This is a genomic window from Serratia sp. SSNIH1 (assembly GCF_002935055.1).
Classification (GTDB): Bacteria; Pseudomonadota; Gammaproteobacteria; order Enterobacterales; family Enterobacteriaceae; genus Serratia; species Serratia nevei.
In genome coordinates this window covers 2,110,856-2,129,756 of the sequence record NZ_CP026383.1, presented here as the reverse complement: position 1 = coordinate 2,129,756, position 18,901 = coordinate 2,110,856, and the positions used below count along the sequence as shown (strand labels likewise).

Sequence of the window (18,901 nt, the reverse complement as noted above, 5' to 3'; positions counted from 1 at the left end):
GGATATCCTGAATGACTATCGGCTTAATGCGTTGGCCCACTTTCTAGCAGACTCATCAAGAAGCTGGTAAACAAATTCGAAGGCTTCACGGCTTTGGCGATATGGATCAGCAATTTCACGCTGCATCAGCCAATGGCCAAACAACATCGTTTTTCCTCTAACTTCCGGGGCTATACGGCAGACCGCATCAATATGGCCTTTCTCCATAACAAGTATAAGATCATATTCACGACACATAGATGCTGTTAGTTGCTGTGCGACATGACCCTCAAGAGAAGTGCCATTCTTTAACGCAACATCAACCGCAGATGGATCTGCGGGTTTTCCGACTAATGCACCAAGTCCTGCAGAAGCAATATTCTTCGTAGGCAATAAGTTTTTCAACAAATGTTCCCCTGTAGGGGAGCGGCAAATATTACCTACACAAACCACTAAGATTGAATCAAACATTTGTCAATTCCACTGTTTGATAAACCGTACTGTTTCGGTCATATCGTGTACGCCGGTAATGGTCGGTACCAACTGGGTAATCACACGATTCCAACGAACTACAGGTGCGGTTGTCACATAGACAATATCGTAGGGCTGCAATTGGAATTCTGTGCCCATAACAAGCGCAGAAGCATCGGCGGCGTTTAACTGATAAATGTTGGCAATCTTCTTCCCTTCACTTCCACGCAGAGGCCGTATAACGAAGACACCCGTTGCATCAGACATTGCCTGATCCATCCCCTCCGCGTTACCCAAGGCTTCGGTTAAGGTCATCCCACTCCGATCCATACGCAAGGTAGACTGCTTTTTCACTTCCCCCATCACAAATACTTTCAGATCGTCATTGCGTGGGATGTACAGAATGTCGCCAGGATATAGCAGGTGATTCTGCGTGAGATCACCCTTCTGCATCAATGCTTGCAGGGATATGCGATGTTCTTTGCCATTGTGTGTCAATACCACATTTCGCCAGTCAGCATTTGCACTCAGCCCACCCGCAGCATTCACAGCGTCCATAATCGTCAATGGAACGTTAGTGATAGGTTGTTGACCTGATTTCTCAACCTCACCAGTCACATAAACTTTCTGTGAACGGAATGCGGCGATGCTGACGTCAACTTGCGGGCTCTCAATATACTGAGCGAGACGGCCGGCAATATCACTGCGTACCTGACTGACTGTCTTTCCTGCAACTTTCACTTTGCCAATATACGGATAGAAAATAGTCCCGTCCGAGTTGACCCAGTTACCAGTATCACTGGCACTGCGGTATTGCCCCGCTGGCGTTGTCAGCTCCGGGTGATCCCATACGGTCACCATCAGCACATCGCCGACGCCAATACGGTATTCATAGTTTTGCAATTCACGTTCTAACGAAGAATTAGGCTGTGCAACCACTGGTTTCGACCGTAACTTCTCGATAAGGCTAGGTGTCAGTGGGTAAATGTTAACCAACTTATCGAGATCAAAATCGCTATCTTGCTGTTTTACTACGTCTTTACCACTAGTTGAAAGATGAGAGCCCGGCACGATAGTACAGCCGCTAGCCACACTGATAGATACCAGAAGCGGTATCAGTTTCCATTGTTTTTTTGCCATCGAGTTATCATCACTTTCAAAGTAAAAAATGCATGTAATGCCAAGTCCCAGCCAACCATGGCGCCTACCGCGGCACTCAGCGAAATGAGTTATCAATGCTCACACGAAGACATCCTAAAACGCACTTTCATTGAGCAAGCGTTGAATTCAGATTTGTTAGACTTAAAACCTAGGAGCATTATTGCATAGTTCTTAAATAAAAAGAGCAGCATAAGCACCATCGCTTTTGCCTAAACATAGCGGAGGCCGGTCGGATATTGCTCCAAACCAGCCATCATAAAGGTAATTGAACAACTCTAGAGAAAGAGTTGTTCAGCCCACTCGCGGAAGGCTTTTCCCTGCGTAGGATGGCGCAACCCGTAAGTCACGAATGCCCGCAAGTAGCCCATTTTCTCACCGCAGTTGAACGACTCGCCAACCAACTCAGTGGCCTCTACCGTCTGATGTTTCAACAATTCGGCAATCGCGTCCGTCAACTGAATGCGCCCCCAGGCACCCGGCTCGGTTCTTTCCAAAATGGGCCAGATAGCGGCTGAAAGCACGTAGCGCCCAACGGCTGAATAGTTGGATTTCAGTTGAACACCGCTGTCCGGTTTTTCGATAATCGCGGTAATGGATGAAGACTCACCTTGCCGCAACGCATTGTTCTGGCACTCCACAACGGAATAGTCGCGCAAAACATGCTCATCCACGGGTTGGATCAGTACCTGACTCAAACCCGTCTCTTCGAAGCGCGCAATGAGGTGAGCCAGGTTATCTTTTTTCAGATCGGCTTTAGCATCGTCAAGCAACACATCCGGCAACAGCACCACGAAAGGATCGTCTCCGATCAATGGTTTGGCGCAAAGCACCGCATGACCCAACCCTTTAGGTTGCCCTTGCCTAATATGCATTAACGTTACGCCTTTTGGCGTTATCGACTGCACTTCATCCAACAGCTGCCGCTTCACGCGAGCTTCCAGCATCGCCTCCAGCTCGAATGAGGTATCGAAATGGTTTTCGATGGCGTTCTTAGAAGAATGTGTCACCAGGATGATCTCTTTAATCCCAGCCGCAACACATTCATTGACAATGTATTGAATCAGCGGCTTATCGACGATCGGCAACATCTCTTTAGGAATCGCTTTGGTCGCCGGTAGCATATGCATGCCAAGGCCAGCGACAGGAATGACAGCTTTCAACTTCGTCATGCTCGTCCTCTTCAATCTTGTGAACGTACTCAGCCACATGTTAGTTGTTATTCAAGGCCAGCTTCAACCATCGCGAGAAATCTTCACCTTCTGTGGCATGGCGTAGACCGTATTGCACAAAGGCCTTCATATAACCAAGTTTATCGCCGCAGTCGTGTGATTTACCGCTCATATGGAAGGCTTCCACTCTTTGCTCATCCATCAGCATGGCGATCGCATCAGTCAACTGGATCTCATCGCCCGCGCCTGGAGGCGTCTTCTCGAGCAACGGCCAAATAGCGGCGGAAAGCACGTAACGCCCCACTACCGCCAGGTTAGAAGGCGCTTCCTCGCGTGAGGGTTTTTCAACCACGGCAGACATCGGCGCACTTTCTCCCGCAGCGATCGTCACGCCTGCACAGTCAACCACGCCGTATTTTGACACATCCTGCTCCGGCACCGGTTCAACCATGATTTGGCTGCACCCTGTTGCCTCAAAGCGTTGGATCATTTTAGCCAGGTTTTCTTTACGAAGATCCGCCGTGGCATCATCCAGCAGCACATCTGGCAGCAAGACGACAAAAGGGGAATCCCCTACCATGGGTTTCGCGCACAATACCGCATGCCCGAGCCCTTTCGCTTGCCCCTGACGCACCTGCATCACGGTCACATCCGGCGGGCAAATGTTTTGCACTTCAGCCAGTAACTGACGTTTTACACGAGCTTCCAGCACCGCTTCCAACTCGAAAGAAGTGTCAAAATGGTTTTCAATCGCATTTTTCGAAGAGTGGGTGACCAGCACGATATCCTTAATGCCGGCGGCGACACACTCACTGACAATGTATTGGATAAGTGGCTTATCGACCACCGGCAACATTTCTTTAGGAATCGCCTTGGTTGCCGGCAACATACGAGTGCCCAAACCCGCCACTGGGATCACAGCCTTCAGTCTTTTCTGCATTTCCATTTCCACAAGCAATTAACTGATTTATATAGTATAAACAGCGAATTTTAGGCAAGCTATTGCAGCGCAAACAATTCGTTCAGACACGCTACCGCCCTTGGCTTATAGCTGCCAAAGCGCTGTTATGAAAAATTCCTGTACGCAATCCAATGAACGCTAAGCACGCTTCGGTGCATGACAAAGAGCTCGCATCACACGTTGGTATTTCGCAGCTTGAAGAACAACGAGAATCTATGCCCTTATAACCAAAAAACGCGAGTTATCTTCGCTTATATGGCTAAGATTCTTATACTATTGACTTGCTGATACAAGCCTTAGATACCCGTGGCTAGGTGTTTTCAGAATAAGACTACTAATGCGCTGGAGCTATGCAAATAATAGCATAAGAAGCCTATTTCAATACGTTGATATTATTGATTTTTAAAGCATGTGTCTTTTATGAACAACCCAGTTAGCGTTCTCATACACCGTTTCCCCATGATGCCAGACACACCTGAATGTGCTTTAAATTATTGGGTGCTTTTTCTGCCGAAATAACCTGTTTTCATCCACTTCCTCTGATTAAAGTTGAATTTTGCCGCCTCAGCGCCCATCATTCCCGTGCGGCATAAGCCGTAGAACTTACAGGTGAAATTGGGCGTATGGAATGGATCGCTGATCCAACAATTTGGGCCGGCCTGGCCACATTGGTCGTGCTGGAAATCGTTCTGGGTATAGACAACCTTGTCTTCATCGCCATTCTGGCGGACAAACTACCAAAACAACAAAGAGATAAGGCTCGTGTCGTCGGTCTGTTGCTGGCGCTGGTCATGCGCCTGGCGCTGCTCGCCTCCATCTCGTGGCTGGCGACGCTGACCAAACCGATGTTCATCGTCGCAGAGCACCCCTTCAGCGGCCGCGATCTGATCATGCTGGTCGGCGGGATATTCCTGCTGTTCAAGGCCACCATGGAGCTGAACGAACGGCTGGAGGGCAAGGATGAAGAGCAGCACGGCGCACGCAAAGGCGCGCGTTTCTGGCCGGTGGTGGCGCAGATCGTGGTGCTGGACGCCGTTTTCTCGCTCGACTCGGTGATCACCGCAGTCGGCATGGTCGACCACCTGGCGGTGATGATGATCGCGGTGTGTATCGCCATCGGCCTGATGCTGCTGGCCAGCAAGCCGCTGACGCGCTTCGTCAACGCTCACCCGACTATCGTTATCCTGTGCCTGAGCTTCCTGTTAATGATCGGCTTCAGCCTGGTGGCGGAGGGCTTCGGCTATCATATTCCGAAAGGATACCTCTACGCGGCGATCGGTTTCTCGGTGATGATCGAGGCCTTGAACCAACTGGCCCAGTTCAACCGCCGGCGCTTCCTGTCGAAGGTGCGGCCACTGCGCGAGCGCACCGCCGAGGCAGTACTGCGCATGCTGAGTGGTAAACACGAAGAAGCGGAGGTCGACAGCCACTCCGCCAACCTGCTGGCAGACAGCGACAGCGAAAACGGCGAGATCTTCAATCAGCAAGAGCGGCGCATGATCGAACGCGTGCTGGGCATGGCGCAGCGCACGGTCAGCAGCATCATGACTTCGCGTCACGACGTCGAATACCTCGAGCTGAACGATCCGCAGGAAAAACTGACGCAATTACTGGAGCGTAATCAGCACACGCGCATCGTGGTGGTGGAAAGCAGCGCCAGCGACGAACCGCTGGGCGTTATCCACACTATCGACGTCCTCAAACAGCAGTTGGCACAGGCGCCGCTGGATCTGCGCGCGTTGATACGCCAACCGCTGATCTTCCCGGAACAGCTCACGCTGTTAAGCGCCCTGGAGCAGTTCCGCCAGGCACAGACGCACTTTGCCTTTGTGGTCGACGAGTTCGGTTCCGTCGAAGGTATCGTCACCCTGACGGACGTGATGGAAACCATCGCCGGCAATCTGCCGGAGGCCGGCGAAGAGGTGGACGCACGCCATGATATTCAGCAAAACGAAGACGGCAGCTGGATTGCCAACGGCTATATGCCGCTGGAAGATCTGGTGCTGTACCTGCCGATGCCGCTGGAAGACAAGCGCGAATACCACACGCTGGCGGGGCTGCTGATGGAACACAGCCAGCGTGTGCCGCAAGAAGGCGAGCAAATCAAGATCGGTGACTATCTGTTCGAACCGCTGGAGGTCAACAGCCACCGCATCCTGAAAGTGAAGATCACCCCGCCTCCCCCACCGGGGGACTACGAGGTTTAGCATTGAGGCCGGGCATCGCCCGGCCTTTCTTTTACTGGGGAACCAGCAGCTCGGTCGCCACGATCACCACCACCAACCCGACAATTACCGGCACCGAAGTGCGTTTCACCACCTCGAACGGCGAGATTTTCGCCATGCCGGAAACCGCCACCACCACGCCGGAGACCGGCGACAGCGTGCGGCCGAGGTTAGACGCCTGCAGCATCGGGATCACCAGATAGGCCGGATTCACGCCCATCTGCGCCGCCAGTTTCGGGATCAGTTCAACAAACGCATAGAACGGCGCATTGCCGGAACCGGTGGTCATGGCCGCCAGCATGGTGATCACCACCAGCACCAACATCATGATCAAACCGCCAGTGCCGAACGACTGCGCCAGCCCGATCAAGCCGCTGATAAAGCCGACGGTGCTCAGCCCCTGCGCGAACACACCCGCGGCCACCAGCAGCATCACCACGCTGGCGAAAGCGTCCGCCATGCCGCGATAGGCCACTTCCAGGCCGCTGAATACCAGTTTGGCGCTGAAGCTGCGCACAAACTCGATCACGGCCGCCAACAGTATGCACCCGACCAGTACGGTAATGATATGCAGCTCCGGCCCCCATTTTCCGTCGAAAATCAGCACGCCGAGGATCGGCGTAAACGGCAAAATCGCATAAAACCCCGGCGCGTGGGTGTTGATTTCGCTGACGTCCATGATGTGATGCTGTTCATTGTTCTTTTTGTCGAGATAGCGCTGCCAGAAAAAGTGCGCCACGGCCATGCAGACGATGGCGGCAATCGAGATCGGCAGCGTGGTTTTGAACGCGAAGTCCACCAGCGGCATCTCCGCCGCCTTGGCCGCCAGCACCACGTCGCCAGAGGTCGGCGCCAGGATAATCGCCGCCGGCGAAGCGCAAATGGCCGCCGCCGCCCCGCGGCTGATGCCAACGTTCACCATCAACGGGAACAGCGTCGCCATCAGCAATACGCCGAGGCCGGTGGCGGAAGAGACCGCCAATGACATCAGGCAAGCGACAAAATAGGCCGCCACCATCAGCAGATAAGGCGAGTTGATCATCTGCAACGGGCGCGAGGCCAGCTTGACGACCACGTCGTTGGCGCCGATATGCGTCATGTAAGCGGCGAAACCGCACAGCATCATGATCATCATGCCCAGATCGCCGCCGCGGCTCATCAACAGAATCTTGACGTATTCGATCATGTCGGTCGCGCGCCAGCCGGTAGACGCCGCGCCGGACGGCAACAGCGTTTTCCCCATCAGGGCGCTGATACCGAGCAGCAGTAACCCGCCCACCATCAGAACGCCGGTGGCGGAATACCCCTTGATGATGTAACGGCCCACGCCCGCCGCCACTACGGCGCCAATAAGAAGCTCTATCATGTTTCCTCAACTCGTCATGTTTTCGCGCTCAGGCGCATAGTCATAGCAGAACAGCCCCTTACTCTGCACAATCTGCGCGCGAGTCTTCATGACCTTCATCAAGGTAACGGAGAGAAATTATCGCGGGAAACATCGAGATTGACGCGGGCCACAATGCGGCCCGCGTCAGATGAGATTACAGCTTGTCGAGCAGCTTCTTCAGATCCTGGCCTTCGCGCGAATCCTTGTTCTTTTCAGCCCATTTGTTCAACGCATCCTTGGCCCGATCCTGCAGCGTTTTACGCAGCACTTGATCGACCTGCAGTTGATAATTCAGCTGTTGCCAAGGCCCATAGACCCGCAGCGGGATCGGCGTTTTTTGCAGTTGCTCAATCAGCTCACCGCGCCCTTGCCAACCGCCGGTGACGCGCACGTTGAGCGCCATGTCGCACTGTTTGCCCGGCATATCGATGCTGCCGGCGCCGGTCAGCGCCAGCAAAGGTGAATCCGCCGTCAGGCCGCTGAGTTTGACCGTGCCCTGATTCAGGCTGGCCTGCGCCGAGACACTTTTGACTTCGGTATAGCGCTGATAGCTGTCTTGCCCACGTACGCTGTTATCATTACGCGCCACCGCCTGCTGAATCAGCTGCTGAATATTCAGGCCGTGCAGCTGCGCATCCTGCATCGCCAGCTGCGCCGTACCGCGCCAGCGGCGCTCAAATGCCTGTAAAGAGAGGCGTTCGCCGGTCAGATCCCCTTTAATGCTGAACTTGCCGGTGAGCATCTGCGGCATATCGAATGCCTTGAGCACCGTGCCGAGCTCAACCTGATTCAGCACCGGTTGCACGCTTATCACCGGTTTATTGCCGCGCGCGTCGAGCGTTCCCGGCAAGGAAAAATCTCCGCCGGCCAACTGCCCGGCAAGCTTGTGCAACGTCAGCAGGCCGCGTTGGTTGTCCGCCGTAACGGCCAACTGGGTAACGTTCATACCGCGATAGGTTACCTGTGCCGCCTGCAGGTTCAACTGTGCAGTGAAATCGCGCAGCGCCTCCAGGTTTTGCTGCCTATCGTCAACCTGGCTGGCGATCACCGGCGCGGAAGTCACGGCGGGCTGCTCGGCGGTCGTGGTGCTGGATTGCCAGCCGGAAAGCGCGTCGAGATCGAGGTTTGCCGAATTGAGGTTCACCACATAGCCGGGCACTGCCCCCAGCGTGGCGCTGATATTGCCGGTCAACTGACTGTTATTGGCGCTGACGTTCAGCTGGCTGACGGCAATCTGCGCCGGCGTCTGCTGATAGACCACCTGCGCATTACCCTCTCCCTGAATACCGCCGTTCAGAATATCCGCGCCCGCCAGTTGGTAATTGAACTGGGTCACTTTGGCGCCAATCTGACGTGGGAACTGCTGCAGATCGACATCGGCCGCCATGCTGAAGATCAGGTCACGCTGATCGCGGTTAACCCTGCTGGAAAGTTCCAGCTGCGCCCGGCGTTTTTCCGTTTGTTGCAGGGTGAGATTGATATCCCGGACATTGATTTGTTCGTTATCGGCACGCTGCCAAATCAGCAGGCTGTCCACCACCCGAAGGTTATCGATATCGAACTTCCAGGCCGCGTCTGCCGCGTCAGTAGCGCTACCGGCGGGTGCGATTGGGGCATCCACCTGCGAGTGCTCTTCGCTGTCGGGCGTGAGGCGGATAACCGCGTTTTTCAACATCACCTGCTTCACAAACAGCTGATGCGACAGCAGCGGCAACAGTTTGACATCGAGGCGCATGTTTTCCGCACTCACCACCGGCGCTTTGGCACCCGGTGCGGTTAGCGTCATGCGGCCGGCCAAAATGCTGAGCTGCGGCCAGATGTGCCACCGCAGGTCGCCTTCGAGCGTCAGCTGGTAGCCGCTCTTCTGCTCGACCTTTTTGACCATGTAGCCGCGAAAATCATTCGGATTGACCAGCAGTACCAGCGCGGACATCCCCGCCACCACGACCACCAGTAAAATCGCCAATGTCGTCAGTAATCTTCTCATGCCACCCTCTTGTCAGCGCCACACCGACGGTGCATCCCGCGCCGTTAATCCTTGTCGATTCGACTGGCTACTGCGCCCTGCTGATCGCGATATTTTGCGTCCTGGCGGCTGTTGTATGGCCGGGCCGCCGGGCCGGACAACGGCTCAAAGCTCAAGGCGCCAATCAGCATCCCCGGCCGCAGCGCCAGCGGCAGCTTGCCGGAGTTGTAGAACTCCAGCACGATGCGCCCATGCCAGCCCGGATCGATACGGTGCGCGGTCACGTGCACCATCAGCCCCAGGCGCGCCAAAGAAGAACGGCCGTCGAGCCAACCCACCAGATCGTCCGGCAGCGTCACGGATTCGAACGTCACCGCCAGGGCCAGCTCGCCGGGATGGAGGAAGAACGCCTCGCCTTCCGGCAGGACAATCTCGTCGCTCATCACGCGATCCAGCGCGGCACTAACTTCATCTTTCGGCCCGCTAAGATCGATAAAAGGCGCGGTATGGCCACTGAACACGCGAAACTGATTGCCCAAACGGACATCTACTGTGGCTCCGTTGATGCGTTCGAGCGGCGGGCGCGGGGAAATCACCAGTTTCTCGCTATCCAGCCAGGCTTCTATATCGCGGTCGCACAGTCTCATGTCTTTCTTCTCCATCAAAACGCGTCACTAAACAAAAATTGCCACACAACGGGCGAAAGGTCTACGCCGGGGTGCAAATAGTTGGCCGCCGGCCGGAAATGCACATTTCCGGCCATTAAGCGGCATTATTCAAAGAATTGGCTGATTTTGGCTTTCAGAATATCGATCGCGATGCGGTTCTTGCCACCGCGCGGGACGATGATATCGGCGTATTGTTTGGAAGGTTCGATAAACTGCAGGAACATCGGGCGCACGGTCTTCTGGTATTGCGCCATCACCGAATCCATCGAGCGGCCCCGCTCGTTGACGTCGCGCTTCATGCGGCGCATCAGGCAGATATCCAGCGGCGTGTCGACAAAGATCGAGAAGTTCATCTCCTGGCGCAGGCGGATATCCGTCAGCAGCAAGATACCTTCCAGAATAATCACTTTTTTAGGTTCGAGATGGACGGTTTCTTTCTTGCGCGTGTGTTCGGTGTAGCTGTACAGCGGCAGTTCGATCGCCTTGCCGGCCTTCAGCATCTGCAGATGCTGGAACAGCAGGTTGTGATCCATGGCGCTCGGGTGGTCATAGTTGGTTTTGACCCGTTCTTCCATGGTCAGGTGAGTCTGGTCTTTATAGTAACTGTCTTCTGGAATAACGCCGATGTGCTCATCGCCGACCTGCTCGCGGAGTTCGCGGTACAACGTGCTGGCAATAAGGCTTTTTCCGGAGGCAGATGCGCCAGCTATACCAATAATGACGCACTGATGCGGATTGTCAGTCATAAAATTAAAGACCTGATTTCGTAATGTGAAGGGGGGAACTAAAACGCGACAATTATAGGGAGTCGTCGGGGTTTGCGCCACTGTATATTGCGCGACGGCGGGCGAATTCGGGCTGTCTCGTCTTATCGGCCCTGCAGCATTTTAAGAATCTCACGGCTAGGGCAACGCGCGGTAACAAGATACACTCCTGCGCTGACTTATGCTCCCCGTAGCCCTTCATCGGAGATTGATGTGCTGGATTGGTATTTTTTGACTTTTTTCGGCGACAGCATGCTGCTGCTGCCCTGTGCGCTGATTCTGTTTTTGTTGCTGCTCACGTCTTCCGCCACCCGCGCGGCAGGCTGGCAGTGGGCGCTGATCTTCGGCTTCACCGGCGGGCTGGTCTGCCTGTCCAAACTGGCCTTTATGGGCTGGGGTATTGGTAACGCAAGTTATGATTTCACCGGATTCAGCGGCCATTCGGCCCTCGCGGCCAGCATCTGGCCGCCGCTGCTCTGGGCGTTGACCGGCCGATTTTCCCATCCGGTGCGCAGCCTCGCGCTATTGACCGGGTGGATATTGCCTTTCACCATCGGCGTGTCGCGGCTGGAAATTCGCGTTCACTCAGTATCCGAGGTGATCAGCGGGCTGATTTTAGGCTACCTGGCCAGCGCACTGTTCCTGTGGCTGCAACGCGCCAAGGCTCGTCCACGCCTTTCCTGGCCACACCTTGCCATCGCGCTGGCCTTGCCGTTGGCACTGATGGGACAGCGTCAGCCGGCCCCCACCCAGGGGTTGCTGGAACATATCGCCAAAACGCTGGCGCAAATCGAACGTCCTTATACCCGCGCGGATTTGCACAACCCTGCCCGCATCCCATAAAAAAACCCAGCGTTTAAGCCGGGCTCTTGCATTGCCATAGGCAGATTACAGCGCGCGGAAAGCAATCTCCGTCGGGATCGCCTCGCCCTGCCAATACATCTGCGCGGCCACGCGGCCGGCGAGCTGACGATACATCTCGGCGAATTCGCTGTCCGGGCGGCTGATCACCGTCGGCGTACCGCGATCCAGGTCTTCGCGCAGCGAGATATGCAGCGGCATCTGCCCCAGCAGACGGCTGTGGTATTTCTGCACCAGCTTCTCGGCGCCGCCGGTGCCGAAGATCGGCTCATGGTGACCGCAGTTGCTGCAGATGTGCACGCTCATGTTCTCCACGATGCCCAGCACCGGCACATGCACTTTCTCGAACATCACGATGCCCTTGGCGGCATCCAGCAAGGCGATATCCTGCGGCGTGGTGACCACCAGCGCGCCGGTCACCGGAATGTTCTGCGACAACGTCAGCTGGATGTCACCGGTGCCCGGCGGCATGTCCAGCACCAGGTAATCCAGATCCGGCCACAGCGTATCCTGCAGCAGCTGCATCAGCGCCTTGCTGGCCATCGGGCCACGCCACACCATGGCGTTATCGTCGGTCACCAGGTAACCGATGGAGTTGGTCGCCAGGCCGTGCGCCACGATCGGTGCCATATGCTGACCGTCCGGCGAGGTCGGCCGCTCATGTTCGGTACCCAGCATGTTGGGGATCGACGGGCCGTAAATGTCGGCGTCCAGAATACCGACTTTGGCCCCTTCGGCGGCCAGCGCCAGCGCCAGGTTGACGGCAGTGCTGGATTTCCCCACCCCGCCTTTGCCGGAGCTGACGGCGACGATGTTGCGCACGCCTTTGATGCCGGCCTGGCCGTTGGCGCGTTTCAGCGTTGTGATGTCGTGTTTCAGCTTCCAGTCGATGGCGGAAGCGCCGGTCACGCGCAACAGCTCGGGGCCGACGCTCGCCTGCAGCGCCTCAAAACCGCTCTGCCAGGCAAACGGCATCGTCAGTTCGATATGCAGCACATCGTCCAGCAACGCGCAGTGATGAATAGCCTTCAATGCGGTCAGATTGTTTTTCAACGTCGGGTGTTCAAAGGCGGCCAGTACACCGGTCACCAGGGCGCGCAGAACTTCGGGGTTGGTCTGCTCAGGGGATTTTGCGTTCATCCCGGCTCCTTGATTTTGAATGGGTAGCTTCCGGCTAAGCATATCAGAACTGCCCGTCGGCTGGCGCGTATAACCTGTAAGAAACCGCCCTAGCAGCGAAGGGCGCGATCGGTTAACATCGAAGGCCCTTTTATTCATTACAGAAAGCAAGTTCTCACTATGGCTCAAGTCGCGAAAAAATTATTGGTGACGTGCGCGCTACCGTACGCAAATGGTTCCATCCATCTCGGCCACATGCTCGAGCACATCCAGGCGGATATCTGGGTGCGTTACCAACGAATGCGCGGCCACGAAGTGCATTTCATCTGCGCGGACGACGCGCACGGCACGCCGATCATGCTGAAAGCGCAGCAACTGGGCGTGAAACCGGAAGAAATGATCGCGGAGATGAGCCAGGAGCACCAACAGGATTTCGCCGGCTTTGGCATCAGCTATGACAACTACCATTCGACCCATAGCGATGAAAACCGTGAGCTGTCCACCCTGATTTACAGCCGCCTGAAAGAAAACGGTTTTATCAAGAACCGCACCATTTCTCAGCTGTACGATCCGGAGAAAGGCATGTTCCTGCCGGATCGTTTCGTGAAGGGCACCTGCCCGAAATGCAAATCGCCGGATCAATACGGCGATAACTGCGAAGTGTGCGGCGCCACCTACAGCCCGACGGAACTGATCGATCCGAAGTCCGTGGTTTCCGGCGCGACGCCGGTGATGCGCGACTCCGAGCACTTCTTCTTCGACCTGCCGGCCTTCAGCGAAATGCTGCAGGCGTGGACGCGCTCCGGCGCGCTGCAAGAGCAAGTGGCGAACAAGATGCAGGAGTGGTTCGAATCCGGCCTGCAGCAGTGGGACATCTCCCGCGATGCGCCTTACTTCGGCTTCGAGATCCCGGATGCGCCGGGCAAATACTTCTACGTCTGGCTGGACGCGCCGATCGGCTACATGGGCTCCTTCAAGAACCTGTGCGACAAGCGCGGCGATCTGGACTTCGACGAGTTCTGGCGTAAAGACTCCACCACCGAGCTGTATCACTTTATCGGCAAGGACATCGTCTACTTCCACAGCCTGTTCTGGCCGGCGATGCTGGAAGGCAGCAACTTCCGCAAACCGACCAACCTGTTCGTGCACGGCTACGTGACGGTGAACGGCGCCAAAATGTCCAAGTCGCGCGGCACCTTCATCAAGGCCGGCACCTACCTGCAGCATCTGGACGCCGACTGCCTGCGCTATTACTACGCCGCCAAGCTCTCTTCACGCATTGATGACATCGATCTCAATCTGGAAGACTTCGTGCAGCGCGTAAACGCCGATATCGTCAACAAGGTGGTGAACCTGGCGTCGCGCAACGCCGGCTTTATCAACAAGCGCTTCGGCGGCAAGCTGGCCGACAGCCTGGCCGATCCGGCACTGTACCAGACCTTCGTCGACGCGGCGCAGAGCATCGCCGAAGCTTACGCCGGCCGCGAGTTCAGCCGCGCGATCCGCGAAATCATGGCGCTGGCCGATCTGGCCAACCGTTACGTGGATGAGCAGGCACCTTGGGTGGTGGCGAAGGAAGAAGGCCGCGACGCCGATCTGCAGGCCATCTGCTCGATGGGCATCAACCTGTTCCGCGTGCTGATGACTTACCTGAAGCCGGTGCTGCCTTCGCTGACCGAACGCGCCGAAGCGTTCCTCAACGCCGAGCTGAGCTGGGACGCAATCCCGCAGCCGCTGCTGGGCCACCAGGTGAACGCATTCAAAGCGCTGTTCAACCGCATCGATCTGGACAAGGTCAACGAAATGGTCAACGCCTCGAAAGAAGACATGGCCGCCGCCAAGCCGGTGACCGGTCCATTGGCCGATGATCCTATTCAGGAAACCATCACCTTCGACGACTTCGCCAAGGTGGACATGCGCATCGCCCTGATCAAGAGCGCCGACTTTGTCGAAGGCTCCGACAAACTGCTGAAGCTGCAGTTGGATCTGGGTGGCGAATCGCGCCAGATCTTCTCCGGCATTCGCTCCGCCTACCCGGATCCGAAAGCGCTGGAAGGCCGCCTGACCATCATGGTCGCCAACCTGGCGCCGCGCAAAATGCGCTTCGGCGTTTCGGAAGGCATGGTGATGGCGGCAGGCCCCGGCGGGAAAGAGATCTTCCTGCTGAGCCCGGACAGCGGCGCGCAGCCTGGCATGCAGGTCAAGTAACCGCGCCGGCGCGTTACATCAAGGGTCGAGCTTGCTCGGCCCTTTTTAATGCCTCAAACCCAACGTTATAAACAGTAAGAAAAAGTCATAACCGCTCTGATTCCCTCGCCCGCCGCATCTCGCTATGATGCTCCGCAACAACAAATAGACGTCCAGACAGAAAGACTGCTATAACAGACCTTCACCGGGACCGTTTACCCGCTTTTTTGGAGCCTATAATAATGAAAATTCTCAAGACTTCGCTGCTCGCCCTCAGCCTGCTGGCCGCCCTGCCGCTGCAGGCGGCGGAAAACGCCGCCGTGCCGGCCGCCATCGCTCAGCATCAGGGGCCGGTGCGCATCGCGGTGATCCGCAACCTCGGATCCGACGACAACACCACGCAATTTTTGGCGGGCGCTATTCAGGAAGGACGCAAGCTGGGCTTCAAGGTGGACACCTTCCTCAGCAACGGCGACGACGCACGCTTCCAGGACTTCGTCAACCAGGCTATCAGCCAGAAATATGACGGCATCATTCTCTCGCAGGGGCGAGCCCCCTATTCCACCGAGTTGGTCAAACGCATCGCGGCGGCCGGCATCGCCGTCGCGGCTTTCGATACCGACGTCAACGGCAGCGTTCCCGGCGTCACCGTCTCGCAGCAGGACGACGCTTCGCTGGCCAACGCCTCCTTCGGCCAGCTGGTGAAGGATTTCAACGGCCAGGCCAACATCATCAAACTCTGGGTAGCCGGCTTCCCGCCGATGGAACGCCGCCAGGCCGCCTATCAGCAGCTGCTGAAACAGCATCCGGGCATTCACGAGCTGGAATCGATCGGCGCGGTCTCCTCCGACGTACAGGGCGATACCGCCAATAAAGTGGGCGCGGTGCTGGCGAAATACCCGAAAGGCAAGATCGACGCCATCTGGGGCACCTGGGACGCCTTCACCCAGGGCGCTTACAAAGCATTGAAAGAGAACGGCCGCACCGAGATCAAGCTGTACAGCATCGATATCTCCAACCAGGACTTGCAACTGATGCGCGAAGCCGGCAGCCCGTGGCAGGTCAGCGTAGCGGTGGATCCGAAACTTATCGGCGCAGTCAACCTGCGCCTGGTGGCCAACAAGATCGCCGGGGAAAGCACGCCGGACAGCTATCAGTTCAAAGCGACGGTCATTCCGCAGGCACTGTTGCTGGCGCAGCCGGGGCCGGTCAACGTCGCCGGGCTAGCGAAGATCATCCCCGGCTGGGGCAGCAGCAGCGACTTCGTGCAGCCGTGGTTCGCCACGCTGCAGGCCGAACACGGTAAATAATGCTGTTTTTGACGAGGCTGCCGACGCAGCCTCTGTTTTTAAACTAATTTTCGGCTTTCCCCTTCCGTCCTCGCCAAAATACGCTATGTTATCTGCATTGCCCAATAACTGTATGCATACACAGGCCTCGAATGAAGGGATTCCCCTCGCTGATTAACATGCTGCTGGCCAGTTCGCTGGTGTTGACCATCGGCCGCGGCGTGACGCTGCCGTTCATTACCATCTACCTCACCGAGCATTTCCATCTGCTGCCGAAGAGCGTGGGCGTGATCCTGGGCGTCAGCCTGACCCTCGGCATCCTTGCCAGCCTGTACGGCGGCTATCTGGTGGACAAATTCAGCAAGAACCGTCTGATCCTGCTGTCGATTTTATTGTTTGCGCTGAGCTTCTTCGCCCTTCCCTGGATCCCTCGCCCCGGCGGCGTGATCGTGGTGCTGGCGATCCTGCATACCTGTTATTCGGTGCTGAGCATCACCATTAAGGCCTGCTTCGCCGACTGGCTGCCGGTCGAGCAGCGCATCAAGGCTTTTTCAATCAACTACACGCTGGTCAACGTCGGCTGGGCGATCGGTTCTGCGCTCGGCGTTCTGGTGGCCGGGCTTAGCCCGCTGCTGCCGTTTTACCTGTCGGGCGGGTTGGCGCTGGCGACGGTGGCGACGCTAAGCCTGCGCTTGCGCGGTCGGGAACAGCGTGCAACGCCAGCCGCCGCCCCCGCGGCGCTCCCCAACTTCCGCCAGACGGTGACTATCCTGCGCAGCGATCGGCGGCTGATCTACTTCACTCTCGGCAGTACCCTGGGTGCCGTCGTGTTCGGTCAGTTCACCGGCTATCTGTCGCAGTACCTGATCACCGTCTCCAGCGCCGAGTTCGCCTACAGAATCATCGGGCTGGTGATGATCGTCAACGCCAGCATCGTCATCGCCCTGCAATACCTGCTCAGCCGCGGCATGCGTCAGGAAAACATGCTGCGCTGGCTGGCGCTGGGCACGCTGTTTTTCATCGTCGGGCTGCTCGGCTTTATGATGGCCGGCCAGATGGTCTGGCTGTGGCTGGCGGCGATGGCGGTGTTCACCCTCGGCGAAATCATCGTTATCCCGGTGGAATACATGTTCATCGACTTTATCGCGCCGCCGCACCTGAAAGGCAGCTACTATGGGGTACAGAACCTCAGCGCGCTGGGCGGCGCCATCAACCCGGTGCTGTGCGGGGTGCTGCTCAGCTATGCCACGCCGCCGTTGATGTTCGTGATGCTGATCGTCGCCGCGCTGCTCAGCCTGCTGTTTTTCTTCCTTGGCCACCGGCTGGCGGAACACGCGGCGGCAACCGCCGAAGACGCGCGCTGATCCCGCCAGCAGCGGTCATTGTGGGCTGTCAACCCGCCGATCGGGCATGGCATCCATAGCGAGAATTCATGGTGCGTTCTGTGGCATGGCTCACAGTTTAATTGTATGATGAATACGTCAGTTAAACGGGAAAAGACAATGGCCAACGTGCTCACACTGTGCTGGAAATACCTGAGAGCCCTGCTCCTCATCTACCTTTGTCTGTTCGTCGGCAATGCGCTGGCGGCGCTGCTGCCGTTCGCCATTCCCGGCAGCATCCTCGGCATGCTGCTGCTGTTCGCCCTGCTCTCTACCCAGATCCTGCCGGCCAAATGGGTTAAACCCGGCTGCCATTTGCTGATCCGCTACATGGTGCTGCTGTTCGTGCCGATCGGCGTCGGGGTGATGAAATACTATGACCAGATCGTCGCGCATCTGGGCCCGCTGGTTATCTCTTGCCTCATCAGCACGCTGATGGTGCTGGTGGTGGTCGGCTATACCTCACACTATTTTCACCGTGAGCGCCGCATCGCCGGTAAACCCGACGACACGGAGGGCAACCCATGATCCATGAAATCTGGTGGTCGCTGCCGCTGACGCTGGCGGTCTATTTCGCCGCGCGCTGGCTGGCGCGCAAGCTGAACATGCCGCTGCTCAACCCGCTGCTGGTTTCCATGGCGGTGATCATCCCGCTGCTGCTGCTCACCGGCATCCCCTATGAGCGCTACTTTCAGGGCAGCAAAATCCTCAACGATCTGCTGCAGCCGGCGGTTGTCGCGCTGGCCTTCCCGCTGTATGAACAACTGCACCAGATCCGCGCGCGCTGGAAGTCGATTATCGCGGTGTGCTTCATCGGCAGCCTGACCGCCATGATCAGCGGCGGCGCCATCGCCCTGTGGCTGGGCGCCACGCCGGAAATCGCCGCCTCTATCCTGCCGAAATCGGTCACTACGCCGATCGCCATGGCCGTCGCGGACTCGCTCGGCGGCATTCCGGCGATCAGCGCGGTCTGCGTCATTTTCGTCGGTATCCTCGGCGCCGTGTTCGGCCATACGCTGTTCAACCTGTTGAAAATCACCACCCACTCGGCGCGCGGTCTGGCGATGGGTACCGCATCCCACGCGCTGGGCACCGCACGCTGCGCGGAGATGGACTACCAGGAAGGCGCTTTCGGCTCGCTGGCGCTGGTAATCTGCGGCATCATCACCTCGCTGCTGGCACCATTCCTGTTCCCGGTGCTGCTGCACCTGTTCGGTTGAACAGGATGAAACCTGCGATACATCTCGCATTTATGTATCTCATTGCATTAATTTCATCAATTAAGAGACATTAATCACACTTTAATGTCTCT

The 18,901-nt window shown here is 56.9% G+C and carries 16 protein-coding genes; 7 read left to right on the top strand and 9 right to left on the bottom strand.

The window, feature by feature from the left end; all coding sequences use genetic code 11:
* Nucleotides 1-15: 15 nt before the first annotated feature.
* From C3F38_RS10295 to galU, 4 genes are all read right to left on the bottom strand, one after another.
* Nucleotides 16-450 carry a protein tyrosine phosphatase gene (locus tag C3F38_RS10295; RefSeq protein WP_071934080.1) on the bottom strand — a complete coding sequence of 145 codons (435 nt, stop codon included), beginning with the start codon at nucleotides 448-450 and terminating at the stop codon, nucleotides 16-18.
* A 3-nt stretch (nucleotides 451-453) separates the two neighbouring features.
* Nucleotides 454-1,590, bottom strand: coding sequence for a polysaccharide export protein (locus C3F38_RS10290; protein ID WP_055316234.1), 1,137 nt, complete (start codon nucleotides 1,588-1,590; stop codon nucleotides 454-456).
* Between the two features lie 296 nt (nucleotides 1,591-1,886).
* Nucleotides 1,887-2,780, bottom strand: coding sequence for a sugar phosphate nucleotidyltransferase (locus C3F38_RS10285; protein WP_055316236.1), 894 nt, complete (start codon nucleotides 2,778-2,780; stop codon nucleotides 1,887-1,889).
* Between the two features lie 40 nt (nucleotides 2,781-2,820).
* Nucleotides 2,821-3,720 carry a UTP--glucose-1-phosphate uridylyltransferase GalU gene (gene galU, locus C3F38_RS10280; RefSeq protein WP_055316232.1) on the bottom strand — a complete coding sequence of 300 codons (900 nt, stop codon included), beginning with the start codon at nucleotides 3,718-3,720 and terminating at the stop codon, nucleotides 2,821-2,823.
* Nucleotides 3,721-4,364: 644 nt separating this feature from the next.
* On the opposite strand from galU, the gene C3F38_RS10275 reads away from it, so the two are divergent.
* Nucleotides 4,365-5,948, top strand: a complete 1,584-nt coding sequence (locus C3F38_RS10275; RefSeq protein ID WP_047728117.1) for a TerC family protein — start codon at nucleotides 4,365-4,367, stop codon at nucleotides 5,946-5,948.
* A gap of 31 nt (nucleotides 5,949-5,979) precedes the next feature.
* On the opposite strand, the gene dcuC is transcribed toward C3F38_RS10275, so the two are convergent.
* The 4 genes from dcuC to udk all read right to left on the bottom strand — a co-directional run bounded on the left by dcuC (nucleotide 5,980) and on the right by udk (nucleotide 10,733).
* The gene (gene dcuC, locus C3F38_RS10270) at nucleotides 5,980-7,332 is read right to left on the bottom strand and encodes an anaerobic C4-dicarboxylate transporter DcuC (protein ID WP_038881007.1); all 1,353 of its coding nucleotides are present in this window, start codon (nucleotides 7,330-7,332) and stop codon (nucleotides 5,980-5,982) included.
* A gap of 175 nt (nucleotides 7,333-7,507) precedes the next feature.
* A complete protein-coding gene (asmA, locus tag C3F38_RS10265) occupies nucleotides 7,508-9,340 on the bottom strand; it encodes an outer membrane assembly protein AsmA (protein ID WP_055316230.1) in 1,833 nt (610 codons plus the stop codon).
* A 44-nt stretch (nucleotides 9,341-9,384) separates the two neighbouring features.
* Complete coding sequence (gene dcd / locus C3F38_RS10260) at nucleotides 9,385-9,966, bottom strand: dCTP deaminase (protein WP_019454407.1); 582 nt, start codon at nucleotides 9,964-9,966, stop codon at nucleotides 9,385-9,387.
* A 125-nt stretch (nucleotides 9,967-10,091) separates the two neighbouring features.
* Nucleotides 10,092-10,733: a uridine kinase gene (gene udk, locus C3F38_RS10255; RefSeq protein ID WP_004938922.1), complete on the bottom strand. Its 642-nt coding sequence runs from the start codon at nucleotides 10,731-10,733 to the stop codon at nucleotides 10,092-10,094.
* 231 nt (nucleotides 10,734-10,964) lie between these two features.
* Between udk and C3F38_RS10250 the strand changes: the two genes are divergently transcribed.
* Nucleotides 10,965-11,594, top strand: a complete 630-nt coding sequence (locus C3F38_RS10250) for a phosphatase PAP2 family protein (RefSeq protein WP_055316227.1) — start codon at nucleotides 10,965-10,967, stop codon at nucleotides 11,592-11,594.
* Nucleotides 11,595-11,639: 45 nt separating this feature from the next.
* Here the strand turns inward: C3F38_RS10250 and apbC are convergent, their stop codons facing one another.
* Entirely contained in the window at nucleotides 11,640-12,752 is a 1,113-nt protein-coding gene (apbC, locus tag C3F38_RS10245) for an iron-sulfur cluster carrier protein ApbC (RefSeq protein WP_038880999.1), read from the bottom strand.
* A gap of 159 nt (nucleotides 12,753-12,911) precedes the next feature.
* Between apbC and metG the strand changes: the two genes are divergently transcribed.
* From metG to C3F38_RS10220, 5 genes are all read left to right on the top strand, one after another.
* Nucleotides 12,912-14,939, top strand: coding sequence for a methionine--tRNA ligase (gene metG / locus C3F38_RS10240; protein WP_004938929.1), 2,028 nt, complete (start codon nucleotides 12,912-12,914; stop codon nucleotides 14,937-14,939).
* A 221-nt stretch (nucleotides 14,940-15,160) separates the two neighbouring features.
* Nucleotides 15,161-16,228, top strand: a complete 1,068-nt coding sequence (locus tag C3F38_RS10235) for a sugar ABC transporter substrate-binding protein (RefSeq protein WP_048233149.1) — start codon at nucleotides 15,161-15,163, stop codon at nucleotides 16,226-16,228.
* Nucleotides 16,229-16,359: 131 nt separating this feature from the next.
* Entirely contained in the window at nucleotides 16,360-17,571 is a 1,212-nt protein-coding gene (locus C3F38_RS10230) for an MFS transporter (RefSeq protein WP_038880993.1), read from the top strand.
* A 138-nt stretch (nucleotides 17,572-17,709) separates the two neighbouring features.
* Entirely contained in the window at nucleotides 17,710-18,117 is a 408-nt protein-coding gene (locus C3F38_RS10225) for a CidA/LrgA family protein (RefSeq protein WP_038880991.1), read from the top strand.
* Entirely contained in the window at nucleotides 18,114-18,809 is a 696-nt protein-coding gene (locus C3F38_RS10220; RefSeq protein ID WP_019454415.1) for a CidB/LrgB family autolysis modulator, read from the top strand. Before C3F38_RS10225 ends, C3F38_RS10220 begins: the two co-directional genes overlap by 4 nt.
* Nucleotides 18,810-18,901: the final 92 nt, after the last annotated feature.

Excerpts from the sequence above, each read along its gene's own strand:
- C3F38_RS10295 (WP_071934080.1), bottom strand. The coding sequence starts at position 450 with ATGTTTGATTCAATCTTAGTGGTTTGTGTAGGTAATATTTGCCGCTCC.
- C3F38_RS10290 (WP_055316234.1), bottom strand. The coding sequence starts at position 1,590 with ATGGCAAAAAAACAATGGAAACTGATACCGCTTCTGGTATCTATCAGT.
- C3F38_RS10285 (WP_055316236.1), bottom strand. The coding sequence starts at position 2,780 with ATGACGAAGTTGAAAGCTGTCATTCCTGTCGCTGGCCTTGGCATGCAT.
- galU (WP_055316232.1), bottom strand. The coding sequence starts at position 3,720 with ATGCAGAAAAGACTGAAGGCTGTGATCCCAGTGGCGGGTTTGGGCACT.
- C3F38_RS10275 (WP_047728117.1), top strand. The coding sequence starts at position 4,365 with ATGGAATGGATCGCTGATCCAACAATTTGGGCCGGCCTGGCCACATTG.
- dcuC (WP_038881007.1), bottom strand. The coding sequence starts at position 7,332 with ATGATAGAGCTTCTTATTGGCGCCGTAGTGGCGGCGGGCGTGGGCCGT.
- asmA (WP_055316230.1), bottom strand. The coding sequence starts at position 9,340 with ATGAGAAGATTACTGACGACATTGGCGATTTTACTGGTGGTCGTGGTG.
- dcd (WP_019454407.1), bottom strand. The coding sequence starts at position 9,966 with ATGAGACTGTGCGACCGCGATATAGAAGCCTGGCTGGATAGCGAGAAA.
- udk (WP_004938922.1), bottom strand. The coding sequence starts at position 10,733 with ATGACTGACAATCCGCATCAGTGCGTCATTATTGGTATAGCTGGCGCA.
- apbC (WP_038880999.1), bottom strand. The coding sequence starts at position 12,752 with ATGAACGCAAAATCCCCTGAGCAGACCAACCCCGAAGTTCTGCGCGCC.
- metG (WP_004938929.1), top strand. The coding sequence starts at position 12,912 with ATGGCTCAAGTCGCGAAAAAATTATTGGTGACGTGCGCGCTACCGTAC.
- C3F38_RS10235 (WP_048233149.1), top strand. The coding sequence starts at position 15,161 with ATGAAAATTCTCAAGACTTCGCTGCTCGCCCTCAGCCTGCTGGCCGCC.
- C3F38_RS10230 (WP_038880993.1), top strand. The coding sequence starts at position 16,360 with ATGAAGGGATTCCCCTCGCTGATTAACATGCTGCTGGCCAGTTCGCTG.
- C3F38_RS10225 (WP_038880991.1), top strand. The coding sequence starts at position 17,710 with ATGGCCAACGTGCTCACACTGTGCTGGAAATACCTGAGAGCCCTGCTC.
- C3F38_RS10220 (WP_019454415.1), top strand. The coding sequence starts at position 18,114 with ATGATCCATGAAATCTGGTGGTCGCTGCCGCTGACGCTGGCGGTCTAT.